General features: G+C 73.2%; 24 protein-coding genes. 9 read left to right on the top strand and 15 right to left on the bottom strand.

What is annotated here, in order from left to right; all coding sequences use genetic code 11:
• Positions 1 to 2 precede the first annotated feature (2 nt).
• Together OO47_RS19975 and OO47_RS19970 are read left to right on the top strand one after the other, a co-directional pair.
• Positions 3 to 1,280 (top strand): thymidine phosphorylase, encoded by a 1,278-nt coding sequence (locus tag OO47_RS19975; protein ID WP_030218027.1) that lies wholly within the window; start codon positions 3 to 5, stop codon positions 1,278 to 1,280.
• 106 nt (positions 1,281 to 1,386) lie between these two features.
• Positions 1,387 to 1,980 carry a Uma2 family endonuclease gene (locus OO47_RS19970; protein ID WP_030218026.1) on the top strand — a complete coding sequence of 198 codons (594 nt, stop codon included), beginning with the start codon at positions 1,387 to 1,389 and terminating at the stop codon, positions 1,978 to 1,980.
• Here OO47_RS19970 and OO47_RS19965 read toward each other — a convergent pair.
• The gene (locus tag OO47_RS19965; protein WP_030218025.1) at positions 1,977 to 2,636 is read right to left on the bottom strand and encodes an HAD family hydrolase; all 660 of its coding nucleotides are present in this window, start codon (positions 2,634 to 2,636) and stop codon (positions 1,977 to 1,979) included. The genes OO47_RS19970 and OO47_RS19965 overlap by 4 nt on opposite strands.
• A gap of 99 nt (positions 2,637 to 2,735) precedes the next feature.
• Here OO47_RS19965 and OO47_RS19960 point away from each other — a divergent pair, with 99 nt between their 5' ends.
• A complete protein-coding gene (locus OO47_RS19960) occupies positions 2,736 to 3,026 on the top strand; it encodes an STAS domain-containing protein (RefSeq protein ID WP_051716205.1) in 291 nt (96 codons plus the stop codon).
• Here OO47_RS19960 and OO47_RS19955 read toward each other — a convergent pair.
• The 3 genes from OO47_RS19955 to OO47_RS19945 form a co-directional block, all read right to left on the bottom strand.
• Positions 3,015 to 3,986, bottom strand: a complete 972-nt coding sequence (locus OO47_RS19955; RefSeq protein WP_030218019.1) for a sigma-70 family RNA polymerase sigma factor — start codon at positions 3,984 to 3,986, stop codon at positions 3,015 to 3,017. The two genes, OO47_RS19960 and OO47_RS19955, sit on opposite strands and share 12 nt — an antisense overlap.
• 82 nt (positions 3,987 to 4,068) lie before the next feature.
• Positions 4,069 to 4,776: a L,D-transpeptidase family protein gene (locus OO47_RS19950; RefSeq protein WP_030218016.1), complete on the bottom strand. Its 708-nt coding sequence runs from the start codon at positions 4,774 to 4,776 to the stop codon at positions 4,069 to 4,071.
• A 99-nt stretch (positions 4,777 to 4,875) separates the two neighbouring features.
• Positions 4,876 to 6,135: an MFS transporter gene (locus OO47_RS19945; RefSeq protein ID WP_030218013.1), complete on the bottom strand. Its 1,260-nt coding sequence runs from the start codon at positions 6,133 to 6,135 to the stop codon at positions 4,876 to 4,878.
• Between the two features lie 62 nt (positions 6,136 to 6,197).
• Here OO47_RS19945 and OO47_RS19940 point away from each other — a divergent pair, with 62 nt between their 5' ends.
• Positions 6,198 to 7,169, top strand: a complete 972-nt coding sequence (locus OO47_RS19940) for a LysR family transcriptional regulator (RefSeq protein WP_030218010.1) — start codon at positions 6,198 to 6,200, stop codon at positions 7,167 to 7,169.
• A gap of 87 nt (positions 7,170 to 7,256) precedes the next feature.
• Here the strand turns inward: OO47_RS19940 and OO47_RS19935 are convergent, their stop codons facing one another.
• Positions 7,257 to 8,030 (bottom strand): dienelactone hydrolase, encoded by a 774-nt coding sequence (locus OO47_RS19935; protein ID WP_051716204.1) that lies wholly within the window; start codon positions 8,028 to 8,030, stop codon positions 7,257 to 7,259.
• Between the two features lie 474 nt (positions 8,031 to 8,504).
• Between OO47_RS19935 and OO47_RS19930 the strand changes: the two genes are divergently transcribed.
• Together OO47_RS19930 and OO47_RS19925 are read left to right on the top strand one after the other, a co-directional pair.
• On the top strand, positions 8,505 to 9,659 hold the full coding sequence (locus OO47_RS19930; protein WP_030218005.1) for an adenosine deaminase: 1,155 nt from the start codon (positions 8,505 to 8,507) through the stop codon (positions 9,657 to 9,659).
• Between the two features lie 178 nt (positions 9,660 to 9,837).
• On the top strand, positions 9,838 to 10,215 hold the full coding sequence (locus OO47_RS19925; RefSeq protein WP_030218003.1) for a hypothetical protein: 378 nt from the start codon (positions 9,838 to 9,840) through the stop codon (positions 10,213 to 10,215).
• Between the two features lie 97 nt (positions 10,216 to 10,312).
• On the opposite strand, the gene OO47_RS19920 is transcribed toward OO47_RS19925, so the two are convergent.
• From OO47_RS19920 to afsQ1, 5 genes are all read right to left on the bottom strand, one after another.
• On the bottom strand, positions 10,313 to 10,519 hold the full coding sequence (locus OO47_RS19920) for a PspC domain-containing protein (RefSeq protein ID WP_030218001.1): 207 nt from the start codon (positions 10,517 to 10,519) through the stop codon (positions 10,313 to 10,315).
• 90 nt (positions 10,520 to 10,609) lie between these two features.
• A complete protein-coding gene (locus tag OO47_RS19915; RefSeq protein WP_030217998.1) occupies positions 10,610 to 11,221 on the bottom strand; it encodes a VanZ family protein in 612 nt (203 codons plus the stop codon).
• Positions 11,222 to 11,270: 49 nt separating this feature from the next.
• Positions 11,271 to 11,945: a hypothetical protein gene (locus OO47_RS19910; protein WP_051716203.1), complete on the bottom strand. Its 675-nt coding sequence runs from the start codon at positions 11,943 to 11,945 to the stop codon at positions 11,271 to 11,273.
• The gene (locus tag OO47_RS19905) at positions 11,942 to 13,471 is read right to left on the bottom strand and encodes a sensor histidine kinase (protein ID WP_030217992.1); all 1,530 of its coding nucleotides are present in this window, start codon (positions 13,469 to 13,471) and stop codon (positions 11,942 to 11,944) included. Before OO47_RS19905 ends, OO47_RS19910 begins: the two co-directional genes overlap by 4 nt.
• A complete protein-coding gene (gene afsQ1, locus OO47_RS19900) occupies positions 13,468 to 14,145 on the bottom strand; it encodes a two-component system response regulator AfsQ1 (RefSeq protein ID WP_199812318.1) in 678 nt (225 codons plus the stop codon). Before afsQ1 ends, OO47_RS19905 begins: the two co-directional genes overlap by 4 nt.
• A 170-nt stretch (positions 14,146 to 14,315) precedes the next feature.
• Here afsQ1 and OO47_RS19895 point away from each other — a divergent pair, with 170 nt between their 5' ends.
• A complete protein-coding gene (locus tag OO47_RS19895) occupies positions 14,316 to 15,038 on the top strand; it encodes a SigE family RNA polymerase sigma factor (RefSeq protein ID WP_030217986.1) in 723 nt (240 codons plus the stop codon).
• A 197-nt stretch (positions 15,039 to 15,235) separates the two neighbouring features.
• On the opposite strand, the gene OO47_RS19890 is transcribed toward OO47_RS19895, so the two are convergent.
• Complete coding sequence (locus tag OO47_RS19890) at positions 15,236 to 15,868, bottom strand: uridine kinase family protein (protein ID WP_030217983.1); 633 nt, start codon at positions 15,866 to 15,868, stop codon at positions 15,236 to 15,238.
• 117 nt (positions 15,869 to 15,985) lie between these two features.
• Here OO47_RS19890 and OO47_RS19885 point away from each other — a divergent pair, with 117 nt between their 5' ends.
• Entirely contained in the window at positions 15,986 to 16,384 is a 399-nt protein-coding gene (locus tag OO47_RS19885; protein WP_030217980.1) for a hypothetical protein, read from the top strand.
• Between the two features lie 57 nt (positions 16,385 to 16,441).
• On the opposite strand, the gene OO47_RS19880 is transcribed toward OO47_RS19885, so the two are convergent.
• Genes OO47_RS19880 through deoC form a run of 3 tightly spaced genes read right to left on the bottom strand, consistent with a single transcriptional unit; the run spans position 16,442 to position 19,735 of the window.
• Positions 16,442 to 17,335 carry an aldehyde dehydrogenase family protein gene (locus OO47_RS19880; RefSeq protein WP_030217975.1) on the bottom strand — a complete coding sequence of 298 codons (894 nt, stop codon included), beginning with the start codon at positions 17,333 to 17,335 and terminating at the stop codon, positions 16,442 to 16,444.
• On the bottom strand, positions 17,328 to 18,764 hold the full coding sequence (locus OO47_RS19875) for an aldehyde dehydrogenase family protein (RefSeq protein ID WP_030217973.1): 1,437 nt from the start codon (positions 18,762 to 18,764) through the stop codon (positions 17,328 to 17,330). Before OO47_RS19875 ends, OO47_RS19880 begins: the two co-directional genes overlap by 8 nt.
• Before the next feature lie 5 nt (positions 18,765 to 18,769).
• Positions 18,770 to 19,735, bottom strand: coding sequence for a deoxyribose-phosphate aldolase (gene deoC, locus OO47_RS19870; protein WP_199812317.1), 966 nt, complete (start codon positions 19,733 to 19,735; stop codon positions 18,770 to 18,772).
• Between the two features lie 213 nt (positions 19,736 to 19,948).
• Here deoC and OO47_RS19865 point away from each other — a divergent pair, with 213 nt between their 5' ends.
• Positions 19,949 to 20,620, top strand: a complete 672-nt coding sequence (locus tag OO47_RS19865; protein WP_030217970.1) for a PH domain-containing protein — start codon at positions 19,949 to 19,951, stop codon at positions 20,618 to 20,620.
• A gap of 78 nt (positions 20,621 to 20,698) precedes the next feature.
• Here OO47_RS19865 and OO47_RS19860 read toward each other — a convergent pair whose 3' ends face one another.
• Positions 20,699 to 22,363, bottom strand: coding sequence for a phospho-sugar mutase (locus tag OO47_RS19860; RefSeq protein ID WP_030217967.1), 1,665 nt, complete (start codon positions 22,361 to 22,363; stop codon positions 20,699 to 20,701).
• Positions 22,364 to 22,437: the final 74 nt, after the last annotated feature.

Here is a 22,437-nt window from a genome sequence, read left to right as displayed (position 1 = left end):
CCATGGACGTCATCTCCGTCATCCGTACGAAGCGGGACAAGGGCGAGCTGAGCCCCGAGCAGATCGACTGGGTCATCGACGCGTACACCCGGGGCGCGGTCGCCGACGAGCAGATGTCGGCCCTGGCCATGGCGATCCTGCTGAACGGCATGAACCGCGACGAGATCGCCCGCTGGACCGCGGCCATGATCGCCTCCGGCGAGCGCATGGACTTCTCCTCGCTCTCCCGCCCCACCGCCGACAAGCACTCCACCGGCGGAGTCGGCGACAAGATCACCCTCCCGCTGGCCCCGCTCGTCGCCGCCTGCGGCGCGGCCGTGCCGCAGCTCTCCGGCCGGGGCCTCGGCCACACCGGCGGCACCCTCGACAAGCTGGAGTCGATCCCCGGCTGGCGCGCGCTGCTCTCCAACGAGGAGATGCTGCACGTCCTCGACACCACCGGCGCGGTCATCTGCGCGGCGGGCGACGGCCTCGCCCCGGCGGACAAGAAGCTGTACGCGCTCCGCGACGTGACGGGCACGGTCGAGGCGATCCCGCTGATCGCCTCCTCGATCATGTCCAAGAAGATCGCCGAGGGCACGGGCTCGCTCGTCCTGGACGTCAAGGTCGGCACCGGCGCCTTCATGAAGAACATCGAGGACGCCCGCGAGCTGGCCTCCACCATGGTCCGGCTCGGCACCGACAGCGGCGTGAAGACGGTCGCGCTCCTCACCGACATGTCGACCCCGCTCGGCCTCACCGCGGGCAACGCCCTGGAGGTCCGCGAGTCCGTCGAGGTCCTCGCGGGCGGCGGCCCGGCGGACGTCGTCGAGCTGACGATCGCCCTGGCCCGCGAGATGCTCGACGCGGCCGGGATCAAGGACGCCGACCCGGCGAAGGCCCTCGCCGACGGCTCCGCGATGGACGTCTGGCGCCGGATGATCGCGGCCCAGGGCGGCGACCCGGACGCGAACCTGCCGGTCGCCCGCGAGCAGCACGTCGTGACGGCCCCGTCCTCCGGCGTCCTGACCCGCCTCGACGCCTACGACATCGGCATCGCCGCCTGGCGCCTGGGCGCGGGCCGCGCCCGCAAGGAGGACGCGGTACAGGCGGGCGCGGGCGTCGAACTCCACGCCAAGCCGGGCGACACGGTCACGGCGGGCCAGCCCCTCCTGACCCTCCACACGGACACCCCGGAGAAGTTCGACTACGCCCTGGGCTCCCTGGAGAACACCTGGGACATCGCCCCGACGGGCACGGCCTTCACGCCCTCCCCGATCGTCCTGGACCGCATCGCCTGACGTTCTGGCATATGCGCCTGACACTTTCGGGCGAACGGGACCGGTGGAACCCCACCGGTCCCGTTCGGCATGCTGGGATCGGTGACGACCGACTGAGGAGCACACCATGAGCGCACTCGCCGTCGAGCCCGAGCCTGCCAGGGGTGACGGGTGGGACGAGCTCGTCCGGATCTGGGAAGAGACGGACGCCCCCGAGGGCTGCAAGGTGGAGATCATCGAGGGGATCGTCACCGTGGCGCCACCGCCTGCCAACCAGCACAACAGCATTGCCGCGAAGGTTCACCGGGTCCTGATCCGTGAGATTCCCGAAGAGTGGAACGTCTACCAAACGCTCGGGCTCGCTCTTCCTGACCGGGCCGGGATGTACATGCCGGACCTGGTTGTCGCGCCCGAGGCGGTCGTGGACGAGGAACCGGGCAATTTCGTTCCGGCAGCGGTGGCCGAGCTCGTCGTGGAAATCACCTCGAAGTGGAACGCGAACCACGACCGGATCGTGAAGCTCCAGGCCTACGCCACCGCCGCCGTCCCCCTCTACCTGCTCGTCGACCGCTGGCACTCCGGCCGCCCCACCGCCACCCTCTACGGCGAGCCGCAGAACGGCCTGTACCGGGTCCTCGACGCGGTCGAGTTCGGCCGGGACCTCCACCTCCCCGCCCCCTTCGACCTGACGATCGACACCAGTACCTTTCCTCTCGGCTAGAGCCCCGTCCCCGACAGCAGCCCCGGCAGTGCCCGCATGTCCTCGAAGACCACCGTGCCCGGGCCCGTCAGGCGGTGGGCGCGGGTCAGGCCGCCGCAGTAGCCGAAGGCGCGCATGCCGGCGGCGCGGGCCGCCTCGACGCCGTACGGGCTGTCCTCGACCACCGCGCACCGCTCGGGCGGGACGCCCGTCGTGGCGGCGGCGTGCAGGAAGAGGTCCGGGGCGGGCTTGCCCCGGGCGACGTCGCGGGCGCTGAAGATCCGGCCCTCGAAGCGCTCCAGGAGCCCGGTGCGGCCGAGGTTCCGCCGGATCGTGGGGTGGCTGCCGTTGGAGGCGAGGCAGTACGGGACGGACAACGCGTCCAGGACTTCGGTGACGCCCTCGACGGCGGTCAGCTCGGCGTCGAGCGCGTCCTCGTACCGCTGCCGGAAGGGCTCGTTCCAGCCGGGCTCCAGGGGGCGGCCGATGCGCTCCTCCAGGATCGCCGTCAGCACCTCGTGGGAGGAGCCCACGAACCGCTCCACCATCTCCGCCTCGGTGAACTCCGCCCCGAGCCCGGCGAACACCTCCCGGTCCACCCGGCAGTAGATCCGCTCGCTGTCCACCAGAACGCCGTCACAGTCGAAGATCACCAGTTCGACAGGTTCGAGAGTCATGATCGGGAGCCTAGGGCCTGTCCGGCGGATCAGGGTCGGACAGGCCCTGGCCGGAGGGGCCTCCGATGAGTTCCCGGCCCCCGGCCGGTCTCATCGGACGTGGACACCAGCCAGCCGGGCACCCGTCGGCCCCTCGTCGTGACCCTGACCGCCCGGCCCGGGCGGGAGGAGGTCGAACGCCTCTGCGCGCGGCTCGCCGCCGCCCCGCCCGCCGAGGTCGTCTGCGAGGCCGCCGCGCTCGCGCCCGCCGGGCTCGCCGCCGTCGACGCCCTCGCCCGGCTGAAGCTCGCGGCCACCCGGCACGGCCACCGCCTCCGCGTCGAGGGAGCGGGGCCCGAGCTGCGGGCCCTGCTCCGGCTCACCGGACTGGACGAAACGCTAGGCCTCTAGCCTCGCCGGCAGGTCGAAGAGCGGGAACCAGCGCGGGGTGTCCAGGAAGAAGTCCATCCCCGCCACCTTGCCGTCCCGCAGCTCCAGGACGATCAGGGCCCACGGGCTGTAACCGCCCTCCGGGTCCGGGTGGTAGTGCGCGAAGGCCGGCGAGCCGTTGGCGACCGTCGGCACCAGCTTCGAGCCGCGGCAGACGTCGCCCACGCCCAGCATCCAGCCCACGATGTTCTCGTGTCCCTGGAGCCACAGGTCGTACGGCGGCATGGACATCGTCGCGTCCTCGTGGAGGAGCGCGGTCAGCGCCTTCATGTCGTAGCCCTCGAAGGCCGCCACGTACCGCTCCAGGAGCGCCTTCTGCTCCTCGTCCAGCGGGTCCGCCGGGTCAGAGGCGGCCGGCGCCTGCTCGGCCAGGGTCGCGCGGGCCCGCTGGAGCGCGCTGTTCACCGAGGCCACGGAGGTGTCGAGCAGTTCCGCGACCTCGCTCGCCCTCCACGCCAGCACCTCGCGCAGGATGAGGACCGCCCGCTGCTTGGGCGGCAGGTGCTGGAGCGCGGCCACGAACGCGAGCCGCACGGTCTCACGGGAGACGGCCGCCTCCGCCGGGTCCGCCACCGAGGGCAGGACGCGCCCGTCCGGCACCGGCTCCAGCCAGGTGATCTCGGGCTGCTTCACCAGCTGCGCCCGGTCCACGGGCGTCGGGGAGGTCAGGTCCATCGGCCGCGCCCGCCTGTTCCCCGCGTTCAGCGCGTCCAGGCAGACGTTGGTCGCGATCCGGTACAGCCAGGACCGCAGCGAGGAGCGGCCCTCGAAGGAGTCGAGCGCCTTCCAGGCCCGCACCATCGTGTCCTGCACCGCGTCCTCCGCCTCGAAGGAGGACCCGAGCATCCGGTAGCAGTAACCGGTCAGCTCACGGCGGTACTTGTCGAGTTCCTCGGTCGTCGCGACCACGGTGTCGCTCATCGGTCCACACCCCGCTCACCCTCACCGGCACCCGTCCGGTGCCGATGAGAGCGAAGCTACCGCAGGCCACTGACAGCCGGGGTCAGGTTCCCGGCTTGCGCCCGTACACGTAGACGTCGTCGCCGTTGCGCAGCAGGTTCCAGTACGCCTTCGCGTCGGCCGGCGTCATGTTCACGCAGCCGCCCGAGCCCGGCGGGTTCCACATCGACTTGGTGGTCGAGTGGAAGGCCTGGCCGCCGTCGAAGAACTGCGAGTACGGCATGGAGACGTTGTAGAGCGTCGACCAGTGGTTGATGCTCCGCCAGTAGACCTTCTTGAGGCCGGTACGGGTCTCCGTCCCGTCCTTGCCCGTGCGCACCGGCACCGGACCGTACTTCAGCGTGGCGCCGTCCTGGATCCAGCTCAGCTGCCGGGTCAGGTCCACGCAGGCGATCCGGCCCTTGTCGGTCGGACACCTGCGGTCCTTGTTCGGGTTCTTCCCGGCCGCCCGCTGCTGGAGCATCGTGTTCATGGTGCGCCAGGTGATCTCCCCCGCGTACCCGGCGGTCGGCGTGATCCCGTGCTTCTTCTGGAAGGCCTGGATGGACTTGCAGTCGGCGGACGACTGGCGCCCGTCGACCTTCAGTCCCAGGAACTTCTCCACCTGCTTCTGGTACGGGCCGGTGGTCACGTTGCAGGACGCGGCCTCCGCCGTCCCCGTGCCCAGCGCGACCGTCAGCGGCACCACCAGCGCCGTCAGACCCGCCGTGACCGCCGCCCTGCGGCCCGTCCGCCGTATGACTTCCCTCATGTCCTCTGCACCCCCTGGAGTCCTGTCCCCGAAGACGTACGGGGGAGTCTGGCGGTTGCGGGCCGTTCCGGGAAGTGCGCGGCCGGGAGGACGGGCGGCTCAGGCGGTCGCCGGACGGAGCCGCCGCGCCTCCACGCGCGCGCTGTGCGTGCCGTACAGGGTGATCGAGACGACCCCGAGGACCGCGACGAGACCGATCAGGACCGTGCCCGTCCAGCCGCCCGCGTGGAAGGCGACCGCGCCGAGCGTGCCGCCCGCGCTGGAGCCCAGGTAGTACGCCGACTGGTACAGCGCCGAGGCCTGCGCCCGGCCCGTCCTCGCCGTGCGGCTCACCGAGGAGGACGCGACCGCGTGGCCCGCGAAGAAGCCGGCCGTGATCAGGACGAGGCCCGCCAGGACCGCCGGGAGCGCGTCGGAGAGCGAGAGCAGCAGGCCCGCGGCCGTGGTGGAGACCGCCAGGTAGAGCGCCCCGCGCCGGCCGAGCCGGCCGACCAGCTTCCCGGCCGCCGCCGAGGAGACCGTGCCGACCAGGTACACCAGGAAGACCGAGCCGATCACGCCCTGCGGCAGCGAGAACGGGGCCTCCACCAGGCGGTAGCCGATCACGGTGTACACCGCGCCGAACACCGTCATGAACAGCGCGCCGATCGCGTACAGCCGCATCAGGAGCGGATCGGAGAGGTGCGTGCGGACGGTGCGCGCCAGCGCCTTCGGGTTCAGCGTGCCCGGCGTGAAGTGCCGGGCCCTCGGCAGCAGCGCCCGGAAGGCGACCGCGCACGCCAGGGAGAGCAGGCCCACGGCGGCCAGGCCCGCGCGCCAGCCCCACAGCTGGGCGACCCAGCCGGACACGATCCGGCCGCTCATGCCGCCGATGGAGTTGCCCGCCACGAAGAGGCCGATCGCGCCGACCAGCGCCTTGGGCCGCACCTCCTCGGCCAGGTACGCCATCGCGGAGGCCGGGAGCCCGGCGAGCGCCGCGCCCTGGAGCGCGCGCAGCACGACCAGGGACTCCAGGTTCGGGGCGAGCGGCACCAGGAGCGCCAGGGCGACCGCGACCGACAGGGAGGCGGTCATCAGGGTGCGCCGGCCGAAGCGCTCCGAGAGGGCGCTGAGCGGCAGGACGCACAGGGCGAGCGCGCCGGTCGCGGCGGAGACCGTCCACGAGGCGGCGGAGGCGGTGGCGCCGAACCCGGCGGAGATCGCCGGGAGGAGGGCCTGCGTGGAGTAGAGGAGGGTGAAGGCGGCGAGCCCGGCGGCGAAGAGCGCGAGGCTCATGCGGCGGTGGCCGGGGGCGCCGGGGGCGAGGCGGGTGTCGGCGGACGCGTGGGTGGCGGCCGCCCTGGTACTGGCGGAAGGCATGCCACGAACGTAGGACGGCCGCTTTCATGCGTCCAATGCACGGAACTGCTGTAATCGTTCCCATGGCGCATGAGTACAGGTCACAGCCCCGGCTGTCACCGAACAGTAACGAAGAAGACATGGGGCTGCTGCTCGCGCCCCGGCTCGCGTACTTCGCGGCCGTCGCCCGGCACGAGCACGTGACCCGCGCCGCGGCCGAGATGGGCGTCCCGCAGTCCACGCTCTCGCGGGCGATGGTCCGGCTCGAACAGGACCTCGGCGTGGCCCTCTTCGCCCGCCGGGGCCGCACGGTCTCCCTCACCCCGGCGGGCCGCCGCTTCCTCACCGCCGCCGAGCGGGCGCTCGCCGAGGTGGAGCGGGCCGCCGACACCGTACGCGCCGACGCCGACCCGGCCGCCGGACGGGTCGCCTTCGGGTTCCTGCACACCATGGGCTCCGAGACCGTCCCCGGGCTCCTCCGCGCCTTCCGGGTCGACCACCCCCGGGTCCGCTTCACCCTGGTCCAGAACTACGGCGAGGCCATGATCGAGCGGCTGCGGGCCGGGGACCTCGACCTCTGTCTGACCTCGCCGGTGCCGGACGCGCCCGACCTGGTGGCCCGGCGCCTGGACGAGCAGCGGCTGCGGCTCGTCGTCCCGGACGACCACCGGCTCGCGGGCCGCAAGCGGGTGCGGCTCGCGGAGGCCGCCGACGAGACCTTCGTGACCCTGGAGCCGGGGTACGGGCTGCGCCGCATCACCGACGACCTGTGCGCCGAGGCCGGGTTCAAGCCCCGGGTGGCCTTCGAGGGCGAGGAGGCCGAGACCCTGCGCGGACTGGTCGCCGCCGGGCTCGGCGTCGCCCTGCTGCCCCCGCCGGCCGTGCCCCGGCCCGGCGTCGTCGAACTGACCGTCACCGCCCCGCGCGCGGTCCGCGAGATCGGGGTCGCCTGGCTCGACGGGCACCCGGACACGGCCCCGGTGGCCGCCTTCAAGAAGTTCCTCCTGAGCCGCCGCGGCCACCTGCTCCCGAAGGAGCCCGCACCCCCGGCGTGAGGCGGTCCTCCAGGAGCCTGCCCCCGGGCCTTGGGCCTGTCCGGCGGATCAGGGTCGCGGTCCCGGCCATGATCCGCCGGACAGCCCCTAACGCCGCCGCGCGCCCCCGAACCCCGCCGCCAGCGGCATCCGAAGCCCCAGCGGCGGGGGCGCGGCGAAGGCGTCGGTCAGCGGGCGGGCGACCGGCCGCGAGAAGAGGGCGCCGAGGACGAAGTCGGCGGCCAGGGCCCGGACCTCGTCCGCGTACTGGCGCAGCGCGTGCCCGTCCGAGTGCACCTCGAAGCGGCAGGTCTCCCGGTTCGCCTTCTTCGCCCGCTGGGCGAAGCGGAACGACAGCTCCGGGTCCGTACGGGCGTCGTTGGTGCCGTGCACGAGCAGCACCCGGCGCCCCACCAGCTGCCGCACCGGCTCCGGTTCGGCCGCCACGTCGTCCTCCGGGAGCCAGGGGGCGAGCGCCAGGACCGCGCCGACCGCCTCCTCCCCGGCGGCCCGCAGCGCGGCCCGCCCGCCGAACCCGTGCCCGGCCAGGCAGACCGGGACGTCGCCGTACCGCCGTACCGCCTCCGCGACCGCCCAGGCGGCGTCCGCCGCGAGGTCCGCGTCCGCGCCGTTCCAGCCGCGCGCCCGGTAGCGCACCACGTGCGCGACGAGCCCCTCGTCCCGGCCCGCCCGCACCAGGGCGCGCCCGAGCGGCAGCACCGCCGCGTGGGCCCGCGCGGAGGCCCGCCGCCTCGACGACGGCTCGCCGTCCGGGAGCAGCAGCACCACGCCGCCCACCGCCGACCTGCCGGAACCTGCGACGGACCGTCCGAGCCGGGGTCTCCGGGCGTCGGGCGGCCCCACGAGTGCGAAGTGCGCCATGGCAGAACAGTCTCAGAAGCGGAGGTGTACGCCAGCCGTACGCGCGGTCTCTGTTGCGTATCGTCCGGAAGCGACCGCCCGTGGCGAACGCCCGTGCCCCCGTTCCCGTTCGGCCCCGCTCGGTCCCGGTCGCAGCAGGACGCGCGGCCGACCGTCCCGAACCGTACGAGGCGAGGAACCGGACGTCCGCCGCGCCCCGCAGCGGGCAGCGCCCCGGAGCCGGCCTCCCCGCCGACCGGCACGTGGTCGTCCCCCCACGACGGCGGACACGGCGAAGCCGCCCGGGAAGTCGGCGGTACGGGCCGCCCGGCGGCGGTGGAAGGCGGACGGGAAGCGGTGGACGCGCGGCAGTTCGGCGCCGAGCGCGGTCACGGTCATGGCCCGGGGCCGTGCGGCGGAGTCCGGAGACCGGCACCGGACGGAAGCCGGGCGTCACGAGGGGCGCTCTACGCGCGTAGGGGCTAGAGTGCGGCAATGACGAGCCAGACCCACAGCGTCCCCACCGCGGACCAGATCCGCCGCGCCCCGAAGGTGCTGCTCCACGACCACCTCGACGGCGGGCTGCGCCCCGGCACGATCGTCGAACTCGCCCGCGAGCAGGGCTACGAGAACCTTCCCGAGACCGAACCCGACAAGCTCGGCGCCTGGTTCAGGGAGGCCGCCGACTCCGGTTCCCTGGAGCGGTACCTGGAGACCTTCGCGCACACCTGCGCCGTCATGCAGACCCGGGAGGCCCTCTTCCGCGTCGCCGCCGAGTGCGCCGCCGACCTCGCCGAGGACGGCGTCGTGTACGCGGAGGTCCGCTACGCCCCCGAGCAGCACCTGGAGGGCGGACTCACCCTCGAAGAGGTCGTGGAGGCCGTCAACGCGGGCTTCCGCGAGGGCGAGCGGCAGGCCAGGGCGAACGGCCACCGCATCCGGGTCGGCGCCCTGCTCACCGCCATGCGGCACGCCGCCCGCTCCCTGGAGATCGCCGAACTCGCCAACGCCTACCGCGACTCCGGCGTCGTCGGCTTCGACATCGCGGGCGCCGAGGCCGGCTACCCGCCCACCCGCCACCTCGACGCCTTCGAGTACCTCAAGCGGGAGAACAACCACTTCACGATCCACGCCGGCGAGGCCTTCGGGCTGCCCTCCATCTGGCAGGCGCTCCAGTGGTGCGGCGCCGACCGCCTCGGCCACGGCGTCCGGATCATCGACGACATCGAGGTCGCGGACGACGGCTCGGTGGAGCTGGGCCGGCTCGCCGCCTACGTCCGGGACAAGCGGATCCCGCTGGAGATGTGCCCCTCCTCCAACCTCCAGACCGGCGCCGCCGCCTCGATCGCCGAGCACCCCATCGGACTGCTCCGGAAGCTTCATTTCCGTGCCACCGTCAACACCGACAACCGCTTGATGAGCGGTACGAGCATGAGCCGGGAATTCGAGCTGCTGACCGAGGCGTTCGATTACACGCTTGACGACATGCAATGGTTTTCTGTCAATGCGATGAAGTCGGCGTTCATTCCTTTCGATGAACGACTGGCCATGATCAATGAGGTCATCAAGCCCGGATACGCCGAGCTCCGGTCCGAATGGCTGTTCCAGCAGACCGCTGCGACCAGCGGATCTTCCCGTACGGAGGGCTGAAAAGCGGCTCCGGTGAGGAGCGCGGGCGGCCGGGTCGGCGCGACACCCGGCCGCTTTCCGGTGTTTGCGGCGGGGTCCCCCGCTGGTTAGGTTGCAGAGCCGCTCTGCACTCCCGTTCCCCGGATTTCCCCGCACGGCTTTCCCGAAGCCCCCGGATTCCCCCAAGGAAGATTCTCAGATGAAGCAGTCCGCCAAGAAGCTCGGTGTCGCCGCCCTCGGTGCCGCTTTCGCCGCTGCCGCCGCCGGCACGGCCTCCGCCGCCCCGGTCGCGCCCGCCGCCCCCGACGCGCTCGGCCTGGTGAGCCAGACCGTTCCGCTGGGCGACGGCCTCGGCGAGCTCCCCGCCGACGCCGCCGAGGGACTCCACGTCGGGCAGGGCGTCCTCGGCCAGGGCCTGGACCAGGCCACCCGGACCCTCCCGGCCGCCGCCGGCCAGGTCACCCAGAACCTGCCGCTCGACGCCGCCGCCGGCGGCCTCGGCGCCACCCCGCTCGGCGGACTCCTCGGCGGCCTGCCGCTGAACGGCCTCCCGCTCAACGGCCTGCCGCTCGGCTGACCCGGCCCCGTACGGCTCCGTACGGAGGACGCGTGCCGAAGGGGCGCGCACCCGGAACCTTCCCGGGTGCGCGCCCCTTCCGGCGCGTACGGGCGACTTACCAGGCCGCGCCCGCCGCCGCCTTCCGCTCCGACGGCAGCAGCAGCCACAGCGCCAGGTACAGCAGGAACTGCGGGCCCGGCAGCAGACAGGACGCCAGGAAGATCACGCGCATCGTCGTCGCGGAGGTGCCGAAGCGCCGGGCGAGCGCCGCGCACACCCCGCCGATCACGCGTCCGTCACGGGGGCGGATCAGTGCGGCCATGGTGGGCTCCTTCGGAGTCGGTCCGGGAGCCGCTCCGTCGGGCTCCCGATGACTCCATGCTGCCGCCGGAAAGCGGGACGAAGCGTCGGTCTACGGGGCGATCGGGACCCTGGAAATCGTCGGGGTCGCACCCTGAGAACCCTCGTTCCGCAGGGGGGCGGAACCCCGGCCCCGCCCCGCCCCTCCGGACGCCCCCGACCGGCCCCCCTTGGAGCGATCCGTCTCCGACCGGCCCGTCTCCGACCTGCGGCGCAGTCGGCTGCGCCCGGCCGGGACGAGGAGGAGGTGCGCGAGCGCCACGCCCGCCGTGTTCAGGAGGACCGAGTCCACGTCCACGACCTGCCCCGGCACCGCGGTCTGCAGCAGCTCCACCGCGAGCGACACCAGGGCCCCGGCGGCGGTCGTCCGCACCAGGGAGGCCCAGCCGGGGACGTCGAGCCGCCCGTCGGCCATCGGGAGCAGCACCCCGAGCGGGGCGAGCAGCAGCAGGCCCTCACCGATCAGCCGGGCCGCCTCGGCGGACCCCAGCGCGAGATCGGCCCGCAGCCCGTCCAGGGGGACCGTGTTCGGCGCGGTCACCCAGGCCACGTCCCGTGGGCGCAGACTGATCCAGGCGACGAGCAGCAGATGCGCGACGAGGAGGACGAACCCCGTCGCGCGGACGACCACGGCGGCACTGCCGCCCGAACCCTGACGCTGCACGCCCCCCAAGACGTGCCCGGGAGCGGAATCGGTTCCGCCGCGCGACGACTCAGCCGGTCGGGACCGCCGGGGGCGACCCCGGGACCGGCCCCGAGGGCGAGGCCGTCGCGGTCGGCGGCGGGGCCGTCGGCGGCACGGACTCCGGGCGCTCGCGCAGCTCCGCCGTACAGCGGTAGCGCTTCGGCGCGTACGGACCGGGGCCGCCGAGCAGGGCCGTGCGGTCGCCCGCCCCCGCCGCGCCCTCCCCGAAGGAGCAGACGAGCTGCGAAAGCGCGACCGGCGCCAGGTCCTCCGGCTGCCGGCTCAGCCGCAGCGTGCCCGCCGGATCGCCCCGGCGCCCGCCGCCCACCGTCAGCGGACCGCGCACCGCGGTCGTGAAACCGGCCTCCTGCTCGGCCTCCGAGGGCACGGCGAGGAGCTGCGAGAGCAGCAGCCGGGCCGTCCGCACCGGATCGGCGTCCGCCTCCCCCTCCGGCAGCGGCGACCGGCGGTCCACCGTCTCCAGCTGCGAGCCGCAGACCAGGAACACCCGGACCGGCACGCTTCCGGCCGGGGTCCCCGCCGTACCGTCCTCGGCCACGCTGCACGGCACCCGGGACGGGGCCGCGCCCGCGTCCACCGGGACCGACGTCGTCCTGATCCCGCAGCCGGCGACCAGGGCGGCGAGCGCGACCGCGCCGACCGCGCTCCCGAGGGCCGTGCCCCCGCGGGTACGGAGCCTCACGCTTCCTCCACCTCGCCCCGGCCGCTGCGGGTCTTCACCTCGCTGGTGATCCCGGAGGCGTCCAGGGGCAGCCGCAGCACGAACACCGCGCCGTCGACCTCCCCGTCCTCGCCCACCGAGTTCGAGGCCGTGATCGAACCGCCGTGGATCAGGGCGTTCTCCATGGCGATCGACAGGCCGAGACCGCTGCCGTCCGACCGGGGCCGGGACGCGCTCGCCTTGTAGAAGCGGTCGAAGACGTGCGGCAGCACCTCCTCGGGGATGCCGGGGCCGTGGTCGCGGACCGCGATCACCAGCTCCCCGTCCTCCGTGCGCACCGACACCCGCACCGGCGAACCGCCGTGCTTGAGCGCGTTCCCGATCAGGTTCGCCAGGATCACGTCGAGCCGGCGCGGGTCGAGCGGCACCACGATCCCGCGCTCGGCGTCGAGCTCCACCGCGTCCAGCCACGCGCGCGCGTCCACGCACGCCGTGATCTGGTCGGCGATGTCCACGTCGTCCAGGACGAGCCGGGCGGTGCCCGCGTCGAAGCGGGTCACCTCCATCAGGTTCTCCACCAGGTCGTTCAGGCGCCGGGTCTCGCTCACCACGAGCGCCACCGCGGGCGCGATCATCGGGTCGAGGGCGTCCTGCTCGTCCTCCAGGACCTCCGTGACGGCCGTCAGGGCGGTCAGCGGGGTCCGCAGCTCGTGCGACATGTCGGCCACGAAGCGGCGGCTGGACTCCTCCCGCGCGCTCATGTCCGCGACCTTCTTCTGCAGCGACTCGGCCGCGCCGTTGAACGTCCGGGTGAGATCGGCCAGTTCGTCCGCGCCGGTCACCCGCAGCCGGGTGTCCAGCTTGCCCTCGCCGAGCTGCCGGGCCGCCTCCCCGAGCCGGTGCACCGGACGCAGCACGGTCGTCGCCGCGACCTGCGCGAGCAGCACCGAACCGGCCACCGCGAGCGCGGTGGCGATCCCCAGCGACCAGGCCAGCGAGTTCAGGTCGGCCTTCTCCGCCGCCAGCGACTTGAACATGTAGCCGGCGGGCCCGCCGCCGTCGATCCGCGTCCCGCCGACCAGGTACGGCGTCCCGCCCCGCTCCGTACGCTGCCAGAACAGGTGGTACGGATACGGGTTGGCGTCCGTCACCGGCCGCCGGGTGTCCACGGCCTCGCGCAGCGAGAGCGGCACGTCGGCCAGGGTGAAGTCGTCCGGGTCCGAGGCGCCCACGACCGGCTTGCCCTCGTCACGCTCCCCGAGCAGCAGCACCTGGTAGCCCGCGCTGCCGCTCGCCATCTGCTCGGCGGTCCGCCCCAGGTCCTCCTGGCCGGGCCGCAGCGGCAGCGTCGCCACCCTGTTCTGCATCTCCTGCCGGAAGTCGTTGAGCGCCCCGTCCTGGGTGCGGGTGAGCACCGCCTCGCGGTTGAGCCAGTACGCGATGCCGGAGGCGGCGACGGCGGCGGTGAGCGCGACCAGGGCGAAGACGACCACGAGCCGCAGGCGCAGACTGGAGAGGCGCAGCCGCGCGAGGATCCCTCTGCTCACGCAGGGACGTCCAGCCGGTAGCCGACGCCGCGCACGGTGCGGATCAGGGTCGGGGAGGACGGCACGTCCTCCACCTTGGCCTGCAGCCGCTGCACACAGGCGTCCACGAGCCGCGAGTCGCCCAGGTAGTCGTGCTCCCACACCAGCCGCAGCAACTGCTGCCGGGACAGCGCCTGTCCGGGCCGCCGGCTCAGCTCCAGGAGCAGCCGCAGCTCGGTCGGGGTCAGCTGGAGGTCCTCGCCGTTCTTGGTGACCGTCATCGCGGACCGGTCGATGACCAGCGAGCCGTACGTCGCCGAGTCCGTCGACTCCCGCTCCCCGCGCCGCAGCACGGCCCGGATGCGGGCGTCCAGGACCCGGCCCTGCACGGGCTTGACGACGTAGTCGTCCGCCCCGGACTCCAGGCCCACGACCACGTCGATGTCGTCGCTGCGCGCGGTCAGCAGGATGATCGGCAGCTGATCGGTCCGGCGGATCCGCCGGCACACCTCGAAGCCGTCGATGCCGGGCAGCATGACGTCGAGCACGACCAGGTCCGGCCGCTGCTCGCGCAGCAGCTGGAGGCCGTCCTCGCCCGTGGCGGCGGTGGCCACCCGGTGGCCCTGCCGGGACAGGGACAGCTCAAGGGCCGTACGGATGGCGTCGTCGTCCTCGATCAGCAACAGAAAAGGCACGGCAGCATTCTGTCCCATGCGGCCGTCCGAGTTCGACCGTCGGGAAGCACGCTGTCCGCGACAGGCCCTGTGACACGCCTGTGACAGTCGGCGGACAGCGCCATGAAGTCCCCGGGGCAAGCTTCTTGGCACACGGACCGAAACACACTCCAGCCGACGGGGGGCGCGAGATGAACGCACTGCACAGCACGAACTCCGGCGCAGTTGTCACGCGTCTCCACGATGTCGTCAGGAGCACGGAGAAGTCCGGCGCGCAGAACGGACGGGGGTGCGTTCGCAGCGTCGGACGTCAGCGCAAGGCGCCGTACATGGTGGCCGTCGCTGACGGGGGAGCGGTGTACGGGGAGGCCACGGGGGAACGCCCCGGTTGTTCGGAGGCCGAGTTCACGGCCTACGTCCAGGAGCGTCGGGCCTCCCTGTACGCCACCGCCTACCACCTCACCGGTGACCGTTTCGAGGCCGAGGACCTGCTCCAGAGCGCGCTGTTCTCCACGTACCGCGCCTGGGACCGGATCAGCGACAAGGCCGCGGTCGGAGGGTACCTCCGCCGGACCATGACCAATCTGCACATCAGCGCCTGGCGCCGCCGCAAGCTCAACGAGTACCCCACCGAGGAGCTGCCGGAGACGGTCGGCGAGACGGACGCGATGCGGGGCACCGAACTGCGCGCGGTCCTGTGGCAGGCGCTGGCCCGACTGCCCGAGCTCCAGCGCACGATGCTGGTGCTGCGGTACTACGAGGGCCGGACCGATCCGGAGATCGCGGAGATCCTGGACATCAGTGTCGGCACGGTGAAGTCGAGCATCTGGCGCTCGCTGCGGCGACTGCGCGAGGACGAGGTGCTGAGCTTCGGCCGTGACGAGGAGGAGTCCTTCGGCGAGCTGGTGGCCTGAAGGCCGGGGGGAAACACGGGGGAAAGCAGGGGGGGGACCCACGGGAGCCCACGGGGGAAACGGGGCTCGCGGGGGAAGCACGGGGGAACCGTACGGGGGTACGGGGGAAAAGGAAGAAGCGGATCGTACGGGCCCGGGGGTCTCGTACGGTCCGCTTCTTGCGTGTTCTCGCGCGTCCTCGCGTGTCGGGGGAGCCCCTACGGGCGGGCGGCCGGGGTGCGGTGGCGGCCCGCCGCGGCGGCGGCCAGCCGGCCCAGGGCCTCCGGCTTGGCACAGGGGTGGGCGCCCAGCTCCGCCTGGCGGGCCACGATCGCGCGTTCGGCCCGCATCAGGCGCCAGCCCCGGCGCAGCAGGAACGGCACCGACTTGCGGCCCTCCCTGAGGTCCCGGGCGAGCCGGCGGCGGAACGTGGTCGAGGGGCGGCCGCGCAGACAGATCGCGTCGGCCAGGACGCCGAGGTCGCGGCAGCGGGCCACGATCTCGGCCGCGAAGATCCCCTCCGCCACGAACAGCGGGGTCCGCCCGATGTCCAGACCCTCCCGGCCCGTCCGGGAGCTGGTGGCGATGTCGTACACGGGGACGTCGGTCCGCCCCGTGCGGCACAGCTCGACGACGGCGGAGACGGCGGCGTCCGCGTCCCAGGACTGCGGCGAGTCCCAGTCGATGTCCGAACTGCCGGCGACGAGCGGGAGCGACGGGTCGTCGTGCTCCTTGTAGAAGTCGTCGAGGCGCAGGACCGGGAGGCCGGTGACGGCGGCGAGGGACGACTTGCCGGAGCCGGAGGGGCCCGTCAGCAGGACGACCCGGGTCGGGATCGGTTGGGAACTCACGGAACACCAGTGTGAGGCATTCCCCCGTGCAGGGGACCCCCAGGGAGGGCGTTGGTATCGGGCGTCACACCTCCACTACTGTCGGTGTCCGCCCGAACACCCCCTGGAAGGAACGCCATGGCGCGTCACGCAGCCCCCAGCACCTCCCGTCGCAGCGCCCTGCTCAAGGCCGGACTGACCGTCACGGCGGCGGGCGCCGCGCTGGTCGGCGCGGGGGCCGGGGCCCAGGCCGCCGCCCCGGTGCCGCTGCCGCTCGACGGCCTGACCAGGACGGACACGGGCGCGGCCGGCACGGGCGCGCTCGACGGGGTCGGCTACGCCCTGGGCCCGCTGACCCAGCTCAAGCTCAACCCGCTGGCCGGCACCGGGGTCGACCCCCTCGACAACGGACTCGGCACCCAGGTCGCCGACTTCAAGCCGGTCGGCACGAACCTGGTCACCGACCACGTCACCAGGGGCGGGGCCGTGGCGGACCTGCCGGTGGTCGGACCGCTGACGCAGGGGCTGCTCCCGTAACGCGGACGCGGGGAAGGGCCCCCGGGGTCGTCCCGGGGGCCCTTCCCCACGCGTCTTTCAGTACGAGGAGCCGGAGGCGCCCAGGCTACCCGTCGGGTGCCAGACCGTCTTCGTCTCCAGGAACGCGGTCATGCGGTCCGTGCCCGGGGACTCCGCGAAGTCCTCGGTGCGGCGGCGCAGGACGCGCTTCAGGTTGTCCGCCGCCGCGATCTCGAGCTCGCGGGCGAGGTCGTCGTCGGACGCGCCCGTCAGGTCGATCGCGTTGACGTCCTGGTGGGCCGCGAGGTGCGGACCCATCTCGGAGGCCTTGCCGGAGAGGATGTTGACCACGCCGCCCGGCAGGTCGGAGGTGGCGAGCACCTCGCCCAGGGAGAGCGCGGGGAGCGGGGCCCTCTCGCTCGCGACCACCACGGCCGTGTTGCCCGTCGCGATCACCGGCGCGATCACCGAGACCAGGCCCAGGAAGGACGAGTCCTGCGGGGCCAGGACCGTGACGACACCGGTCGGTTCGGGGGTGGAGAGGTTGAAGTACGGGCCCGCGACCGGGTTGGCGCCGCCCGTGACCTGGGCGATCTTGTCGGTCCAGCCCGCGTACCAGACCCACCGGTCGATCGCGGCCTCGACGAGGACGGCCGCCTTGTTCCTGGACAGGCCCTCGGCGTCCGCGACCTCGTGCACGAACTGGCCCTTGCGGCCCTCCAGCATCTCGGCGACGCGGTAGAGGATCTGGCCGCGGTTGTACGCGGTCGCGCCCGCCCAGCCGCCGAAGGCCTTGCGGGCGGCGACGACCGCGTCACGGGCGTCCTTGCGGGAGGAGAGGGGCGCGTTCGCCAGCCACTTGCCCTTGGAGTCGGTCACCTCGTACACCCGGCCGCTCTCGGAGCGGGGGAACTTGCCCCCGACGTACAGCTTGTAGGTCTTGAAGACGCTCAGACGGTTCGCGTCAGACATCGAGGTAGGCCTCCAGACCGTGACGGCCGCCCTCGCGGCCGAAGCCCGACTCCTTGTAGCCGCCGAAGGGCGAGGTCGGGTCGAACTTGTTGAACGTGTTGGCCCAGACGACGCCGGCCCGGAGCTTGTTCGCCACCGCGAGGATGCGGGAGCCCTTCTCCGTCCAGATGCCCGCCGACAGGCCGTACTGGCTGTTGTTGGCCTTCGCCACGGCCTCGTCGGGCGTACGGAAGGAGAGCACCGACAGGACCGGGCCGAAGATCTCGTCGCGGGCGATGGTGTGCGCCTGCGTGACGCCCGTGAAGAGCGTCGGCGCGAACCAGTAACCGGAGGAGGGGAGTTCGCAGGCGGGCGACCAGCGCTCGGCGCCCTCCGCCTCGCCCTGCTCGACCAGGGTGGTGATGCGGGCCAGCTGCTCCGAGGAGTTGATGGCGCCGATGTCGGTGTTCTTGTCCAGCGGGTCGCCGAGGCGGAGCGTGGACAGGCGGCGCTTGAGCGCGTCGAGCAGCTCGTCCTGGACCGACTCCTGGACCAGGAGGCGCGAGCCCGCGCAGCAGACCTGGCCCTGGTTGAAGAAGATGCCGTTGACGATGCCCTCGACGGCCTGGTCGATCGGGGCGTCGTCGAAGACGATGTTGGCGCCCTTGCCGCCCAGCTCCAGGGTCAGCTTCTTGTCCGTGCCCGCGACCGAGCGCGCGATGGCCTTGCCGACGGCGGTCGAGCCGGTGAAGGCGACCTTGTTCACGTCCGGGTGCTCGACCAGGGCGGCGCCCGCGTCCCCGTACCCGGGGAGGATGTTGACGACGCCCTTCGGCAGTCCGGCCTGGCGGCAGATGTCCGCGAAGAACAGGGCGGAGAGCGGGGTCGTCTCGGCCGGCTTCAGGACGACCGTGTTGCCGGTCGCGAGCGCCGGGGCGATCTTCCACGCCAGCATGAGCAGCGGGAAGTTCCACGGGATGACCTGGCCGGCCACGCCCAGTGGACGCGGGTTCGCTCCGTGGCCGGCGTGGTCGAGCTTGTCGGCCCAGCCCGCGTAGTAGAAGAAGTGCGCGGCGACCAGGGGGAGGTCCGCGTCGCGGGTCTCCTTGATCGGCTTGCCGTTGTCCAGGGTCTCCAGGACGGCCAGCTCGCGGCTGCGCTCCTGGATGATCCGGGCGATCCGGAAGAGGTACTTGGCGCGCTCGGAACCGGGCAGCGCGGACCACTTCTCGAAGGCCTTGCGGGCCGCCCTCACCGCGCGGTCCACGTCCTCGGCGCCCGCGCGGGCGACCTCGGACAGGACCTCCTCGGTGGAGGGGGAGACGGTCTTGAAGACCTTGCCCCCGGCCGCGTCGACGAACTCGCCGTCGATGAACAGGCCGTAGGAGGGGGCGATGTCGACGACGGACCGGGACTCGGGCGCCGGCGCGTACTCGAATGCAGATGCCATGTTGATCAGTCCACCGTCACGTAATCGGGGCCGGAGTAGCGGCCGGTCGCCAGCTTCTGGCGCTGCATCAGCAGGTCGTTGAGCAGGCTGGAGGCGCCGAAGCGGAACCAGTGGTTGTCCAGCCAGTCCTCGCCCACGGTCTCGTTGACGAGCACCAGGAACTTGATCGCTTCCTTGGTGTTGCGGATGCCGCCGGCCGGCTTCACGCCGATCTGCACGCCGGTCTGGGCGCGGAAGTCGCGCACGGCCTCCAGCATGAGGAGCGTGTTGGCCGGGGTGGCGTTGACCGCGACCTTGCCGGTCGAGGTCTTGATGAAGTCCGCGCCGGCCATCATGCCGAGCCAGGAGGCGCGGCGGATGTTGTCGTACGTGGACAGCTCGCCGGTCTCGAAGATCACCTTCAGGCGGGCGCGGTCGCCGCACTCCGCCCTGATCGCGGCGATCTGCTCGTACACCTCCAGGTAGCGGCCGGCGAGGAAGGCGCCACGGTCGATGACCATGTCGATCTCGTCGGCCCCGGCGGCGATGGCGTCGGCGGTGTCCGCGAGCTTCACGGGGAGCGCGGCGCGGCCGGCCGGGAAGGCGGTGGCGACCGAGGCGACCTTGACGTCCGAGCCCGCGAGGGCGGCCTTGGCGGCGGCCACCATGTCGGGGTAGACGCAGACGGCGGCGGTCGTCGGGGTCGTGCGGTCGGTCGGATCGGGGTTGACGGCCTTGGCGGCGAGCGCCCGGACCTTGCCCGGGGTGTCCGCGCCTTCGAGCGTCGTCAGGTCGATCATGGAGATGGCCAGGTCGATGGCGTACGCCTTGGCCGTGGTCTTGATCGAGCGGGTGCCGAGGGACGCGGCGCGCGCCTCCAGGCCGACGGCGTCGACGCCGGGCAGCCCGTGGAGGAAGCGGCGCAGCGCACTGTCGGACGCGGTCACGTCGGCGAATGCGAGAGCTGCGGGTGCAGTGGTGGGCATGGTCACCAGTCGAGCATATCTACGCGCGTAGCGACCTGTACAGGGGAGAGGGGCTTCGGAGCGCGAGGTCACAGGCGGAGGACGGCGCGGGGGGAGCCGTTCCACGCGTCGGGGAGCCGGCCGGCGGGCGCCGGACCGGCGGCACCGTCCTGTGCGCCGGCCCCGTGGCCGTGCGGGCCGCCCGAGCTCCCGCACGGTCGCTGAGGCAGAATCGGCGGCATGACGACCCCTGAGCCGACCCCCGAGCCGCGCCACGAGCCGAGCTCCGGGTCGACACCTGAGCAGTCCTACGCCGACCGGGTCTTCCGGTCGCCCCTCGGGATCGCGAGCGGGGTGTTCCTGCTGGTGCTCGCGGCCGTGTTCGCCGGTGACGCGATGCTCCGCGGCGAGGGCCGCGCCCCCTGGCTCGCGCTCGCGGGGCTCGTCCTCGCCGTGCCGCTGATCGTCGCCTTCACGATCCGGCCCGCCGTGTACGCCGACGACCGGCGGCTGCGGATCCGCAACCCGTTCCGCACGATCACGCTGCCCTGGGCCTCCGTCGCCGACGTCCGCGCCGGGTACTCCAGCGAGGCCTTCACCCAGGAGGGCGAGAAGTACCAGCTCTGGGCCGTCCCCGTCTCGCTGCGCCAGCGCAAGAAGGCCGCCCGCCGGGCCGCCCGCGCCTCCCAGGACGACCCCCACGGCCGTACCTCCGTCACCGCCGACGTACGGCAGAGCGCCTCGCGCACCGCGCCCACCGACCAGACCGTCGCCGACCTGCGCGAGCTCGCCGAGCGCCACGCGAGCAGCCCGGAGGCGCAGGGCGGGCCGCAGGTGCGCTGGGCGTACGAGATCATCGCGCCCGCCGTCGCCGGACTGCTGCTCCTGGTGGTCCTGGCGGCGACGGGCTGAGCGGACGGACGCCCGGAGACGGGTCGGGGCCGGTACGGAAGCGGATTCCGTACCGGCCCCGGCCCGTGTGTCGGCGGCTTACAGCCCCGCCGCCTCCGCCAGGTCCCGCTTGAGCGCGCCGAGCAGCTCCGCGGCCGTGGCGCGGGCCGCCGGCAGCGCGTCCGCGCCGTCCACCGGGACCACGACCTCCAGGTAGCACTTGAGCTTGGGCTCGGTGCCGCTGGGGCGCACGATCACCCGGGCCCGGTGGTCGCCCTCCAGGTGGTAGCGCAGCCCGTCCGTGGGCGGCAGCGCCTCCGTGCCCTTCGTCAGGTCCTCGGCCGAGACCACCGTCAGACCGGCGAGGGCGACCGGCGGGCGCTCGCGCAACGCGGCCATCGCGTGCGCGATGATCCCCAGGTCCTCGACCCGCACCGACAGCTGGTCCGTGGCGTGCAGCCCGTGCTCCACGGCTAGGTCGTCCAGGAGGTCGGTCAGGGACCGGCCCTCCTCCTTGAGCACCGAGGCCAGCTCGGTGACGAGCAGCGCGGCCGTGACGCCGTCCTTGTCGCGGACGCCCTCCGGGTCGACGCAGTAGCCGAGCGCCTCCTCGTAGCCGTACCGCAGGCCCTCGACGCGGGCGATCCACTTGAAGCCGGTCAGCGTCTCCTCGTACCCGACGCCCGCCGCCTCCGCGATCCGGCCGAGCAGCGAGGACGAGACGATCGACTCGGCGAAGACGCCCGTGACGCCCCGGCGCACCAGGTGCGCGGCGAGCAGCGCGCCCACCTCGTCGCCCCGGAGCATCCGCCAGCCGCCCTCGGCGGCCGGGTCCGGCACGGCCACCGCACAGCGGTCGGCGTCCGGGTCGTTGGCGATCACCAGGTCCGGGGCCACGGCGCGGGCCGCCTCGAAGGCGAGGTCCATCGCGCCCGGCTCCTCCGGGTTGGGGAAGGCGACCGTCGGGAAGTCCGGGTCCGGGTCGGCCTGCTCGGCCACCAGGGCGGGCGGCGGGAAGCCGGCGCGCGCGAACGCGGCCGTCAGGACGTCCTTGCCGACGCCGTGCATGGCCGTGTAGACGGTCCGCGCGGTACGGGGCGAGCCGGGCGTCAGGACCGCGTCCGTACGCTCCAGGTAGGCGTCGAGCACCTCGTCGCCCAGGGTCTCCCAGCCGTCCTCCGGGCGCGGCACGTCGTGCAGCGAGCGGACGGCGGCGATCTCGGCGGCGATCTCCGCGTCGGCGGGCGGCACGATCTGCGAGCCGTCGCCCAGGTAGACCTTGTAGCCGTTGTCGCGCGGCGGGTTGTGGCTCGCGGTCACCTCGACGCCGGCGACGGCCCCCAGGTGCCTTATGGCGTACGCGAGGACGGGCGTCGGCAGCGGGCGGGGGAGCAGCGCGGCGCGCAGCCCGGCGCCGGTCATCACGGCGGCGGTGTCGCGGGCGAAGTCGGCCGACTTGTGGCGGGCGTCGTAGCCGATGACGACGAGGCCGCCGTCCCGGCCCTTGCCCTTCAGGTACGCGGCGAGGCCGGCGGCGGCGCGGATGACCACCGAGCGGTTCATCCGCATGGGCCCGGCGCCCAGCTCGCCCCGGAGTCCGGCCGTGCCGAACTGGAGCGTGCCGGCGAAGCGGACGGCGAGCTCGTCCGCCGTACCGGTCCTGCCGGCCTCGATGAGCCGCGCGAGCTCCTCGCGGGTCTCCTGGTCGGGGTCCTCGTCGAGCCAGGCCTGGGCCCGGGTGAGGAGGTCGTCGTCCTGCGTCACGGTGTGCCTTTCGGAGGGGGCGGGCGCTGTACGGGGGCTGTCTCTTATACACATCTGACGCTGCCGACGACTCC

It is taken from the genome of Streptomyces bikiniensis, assembly GCF_000716625.1.
GTDB classification, from domain to species: domain Bacteria; phylum Actinomycetota; class Actinomycetes; order Streptomycetales; family Streptomycetaceae; genus Streptomyces; species Streptomyces bikiniensis.
The sequence above is the reverse complement of the archived record's forward strand: the minus strand, read 5'-3'. Positions and strand labels throughout refer to the sequence as shown.

Coding starts and splice junctions, on each gene's coding strand:
- OO47_RS19975 (WP_030218027.1), top strand. CDS start 3: ATGGACGTCATCTCCGTCATCCGTACGAAGCGGGACAAGGGCGAGCTG.
- OO47_RS19970 (WP_030218026.1), top strand. CDS start 1,387: ATGAGCGCACTCGCCGTCGAGCCCGAGCCTGCCAGGGGTGACGGGTGG.
- OO47_RS19965 (WP_030218025.1), bottom strand. CDS start 2,636: ATGACTCTCGAACCTGTCGAACTGGTGATCTTCGACTGTGACGGCGTT.
- OO47_RS19955 (WP_030218019.1), bottom strand. CDS start 3,986: ATGAGCGACACCGTGGTCGCGACGACCGAGGAACTCGACAAGTACCGC.
- OO47_RS19950 (WP_030218016.1), bottom strand. CDS start 4,776: ATGAGGGAAGTCATACGGCGGACGGGCCGCAGGGCGGCGGTCACGGCG.
- OO47_RS19945 (WP_030218013.1), bottom strand. CDS start 6,135: ATGCCTTCCGCCAGTACCAGGGCGGCCGCCACCCACGCGTCCGCCGAC.
- OO47_RS19940 (WP_030218010.1), top strand. CDS start 6,198: ATGGCGCATGAGTACAGGTCACAGCCCCGGCTGTCACCGAACAGTAAC.
- OO47_RS19935 (WP_051716204.1), bottom strand. CDS start 8,030: ATGGCGCACTTCGCACTCGTGGGGCCGCCCGACGCCCGGAGACCCCGG.
- OO47_RS19930 (WP_030218005.1), top strand. CDS start 8,505: ATGACGAGCCAGACCCACAGCGTCCCCACCGCGGACCAGATCCGCCGC.
- OO47_RS19925 (WP_030218003.1), top strand. CDS start 9,838: ATGAAGCAGTCCGCCAAGAAGCTCGGTGTCGCCGCCCTCGGTGCCGCT.
- OO47_RS19920 (WP_030218001.1), bottom strand. CDS start 10,519: ATGGCCGCACTGATCCGCCCCCGTGACGGACGCGTGATCGGCGGGGTG.
- OO47_RS19895 (WP_030217986.1), top strand. CDS start 14,316: ATGAACGCACTGCACAGCACGAACTCCGGCGCAGTTGTCACGCGTCTC.
- OO47_RS19885 (WP_030217980.1), top strand. CDS start 15,986: ATGGCGCGTCACGCAGCCCCCAGCACCTCCCGTCGCAGCGCCCTGCTC.
- OO47_RS19880 (WP_030217975.1), bottom strand. CDS start 17,335: ATGTCTGACGCGAACCGTCTGAGCGTCTTCAAGACCTACAAGCTGTAC.
- OO47_RS19875 (WP_030217973.1), bottom strand. CDS start 18,764: ATGGCATCTGCATTCGAGTACGCGCCGGCGCCCGAGTCCCGGTCCGTC.
- OO47_RS19865 (WP_030217970.1), top strand. CDS start 19,949: ATGACGACCCCTGAGCCGACCCCCGAGCCGCGCCACGAGCCGAGCTCC.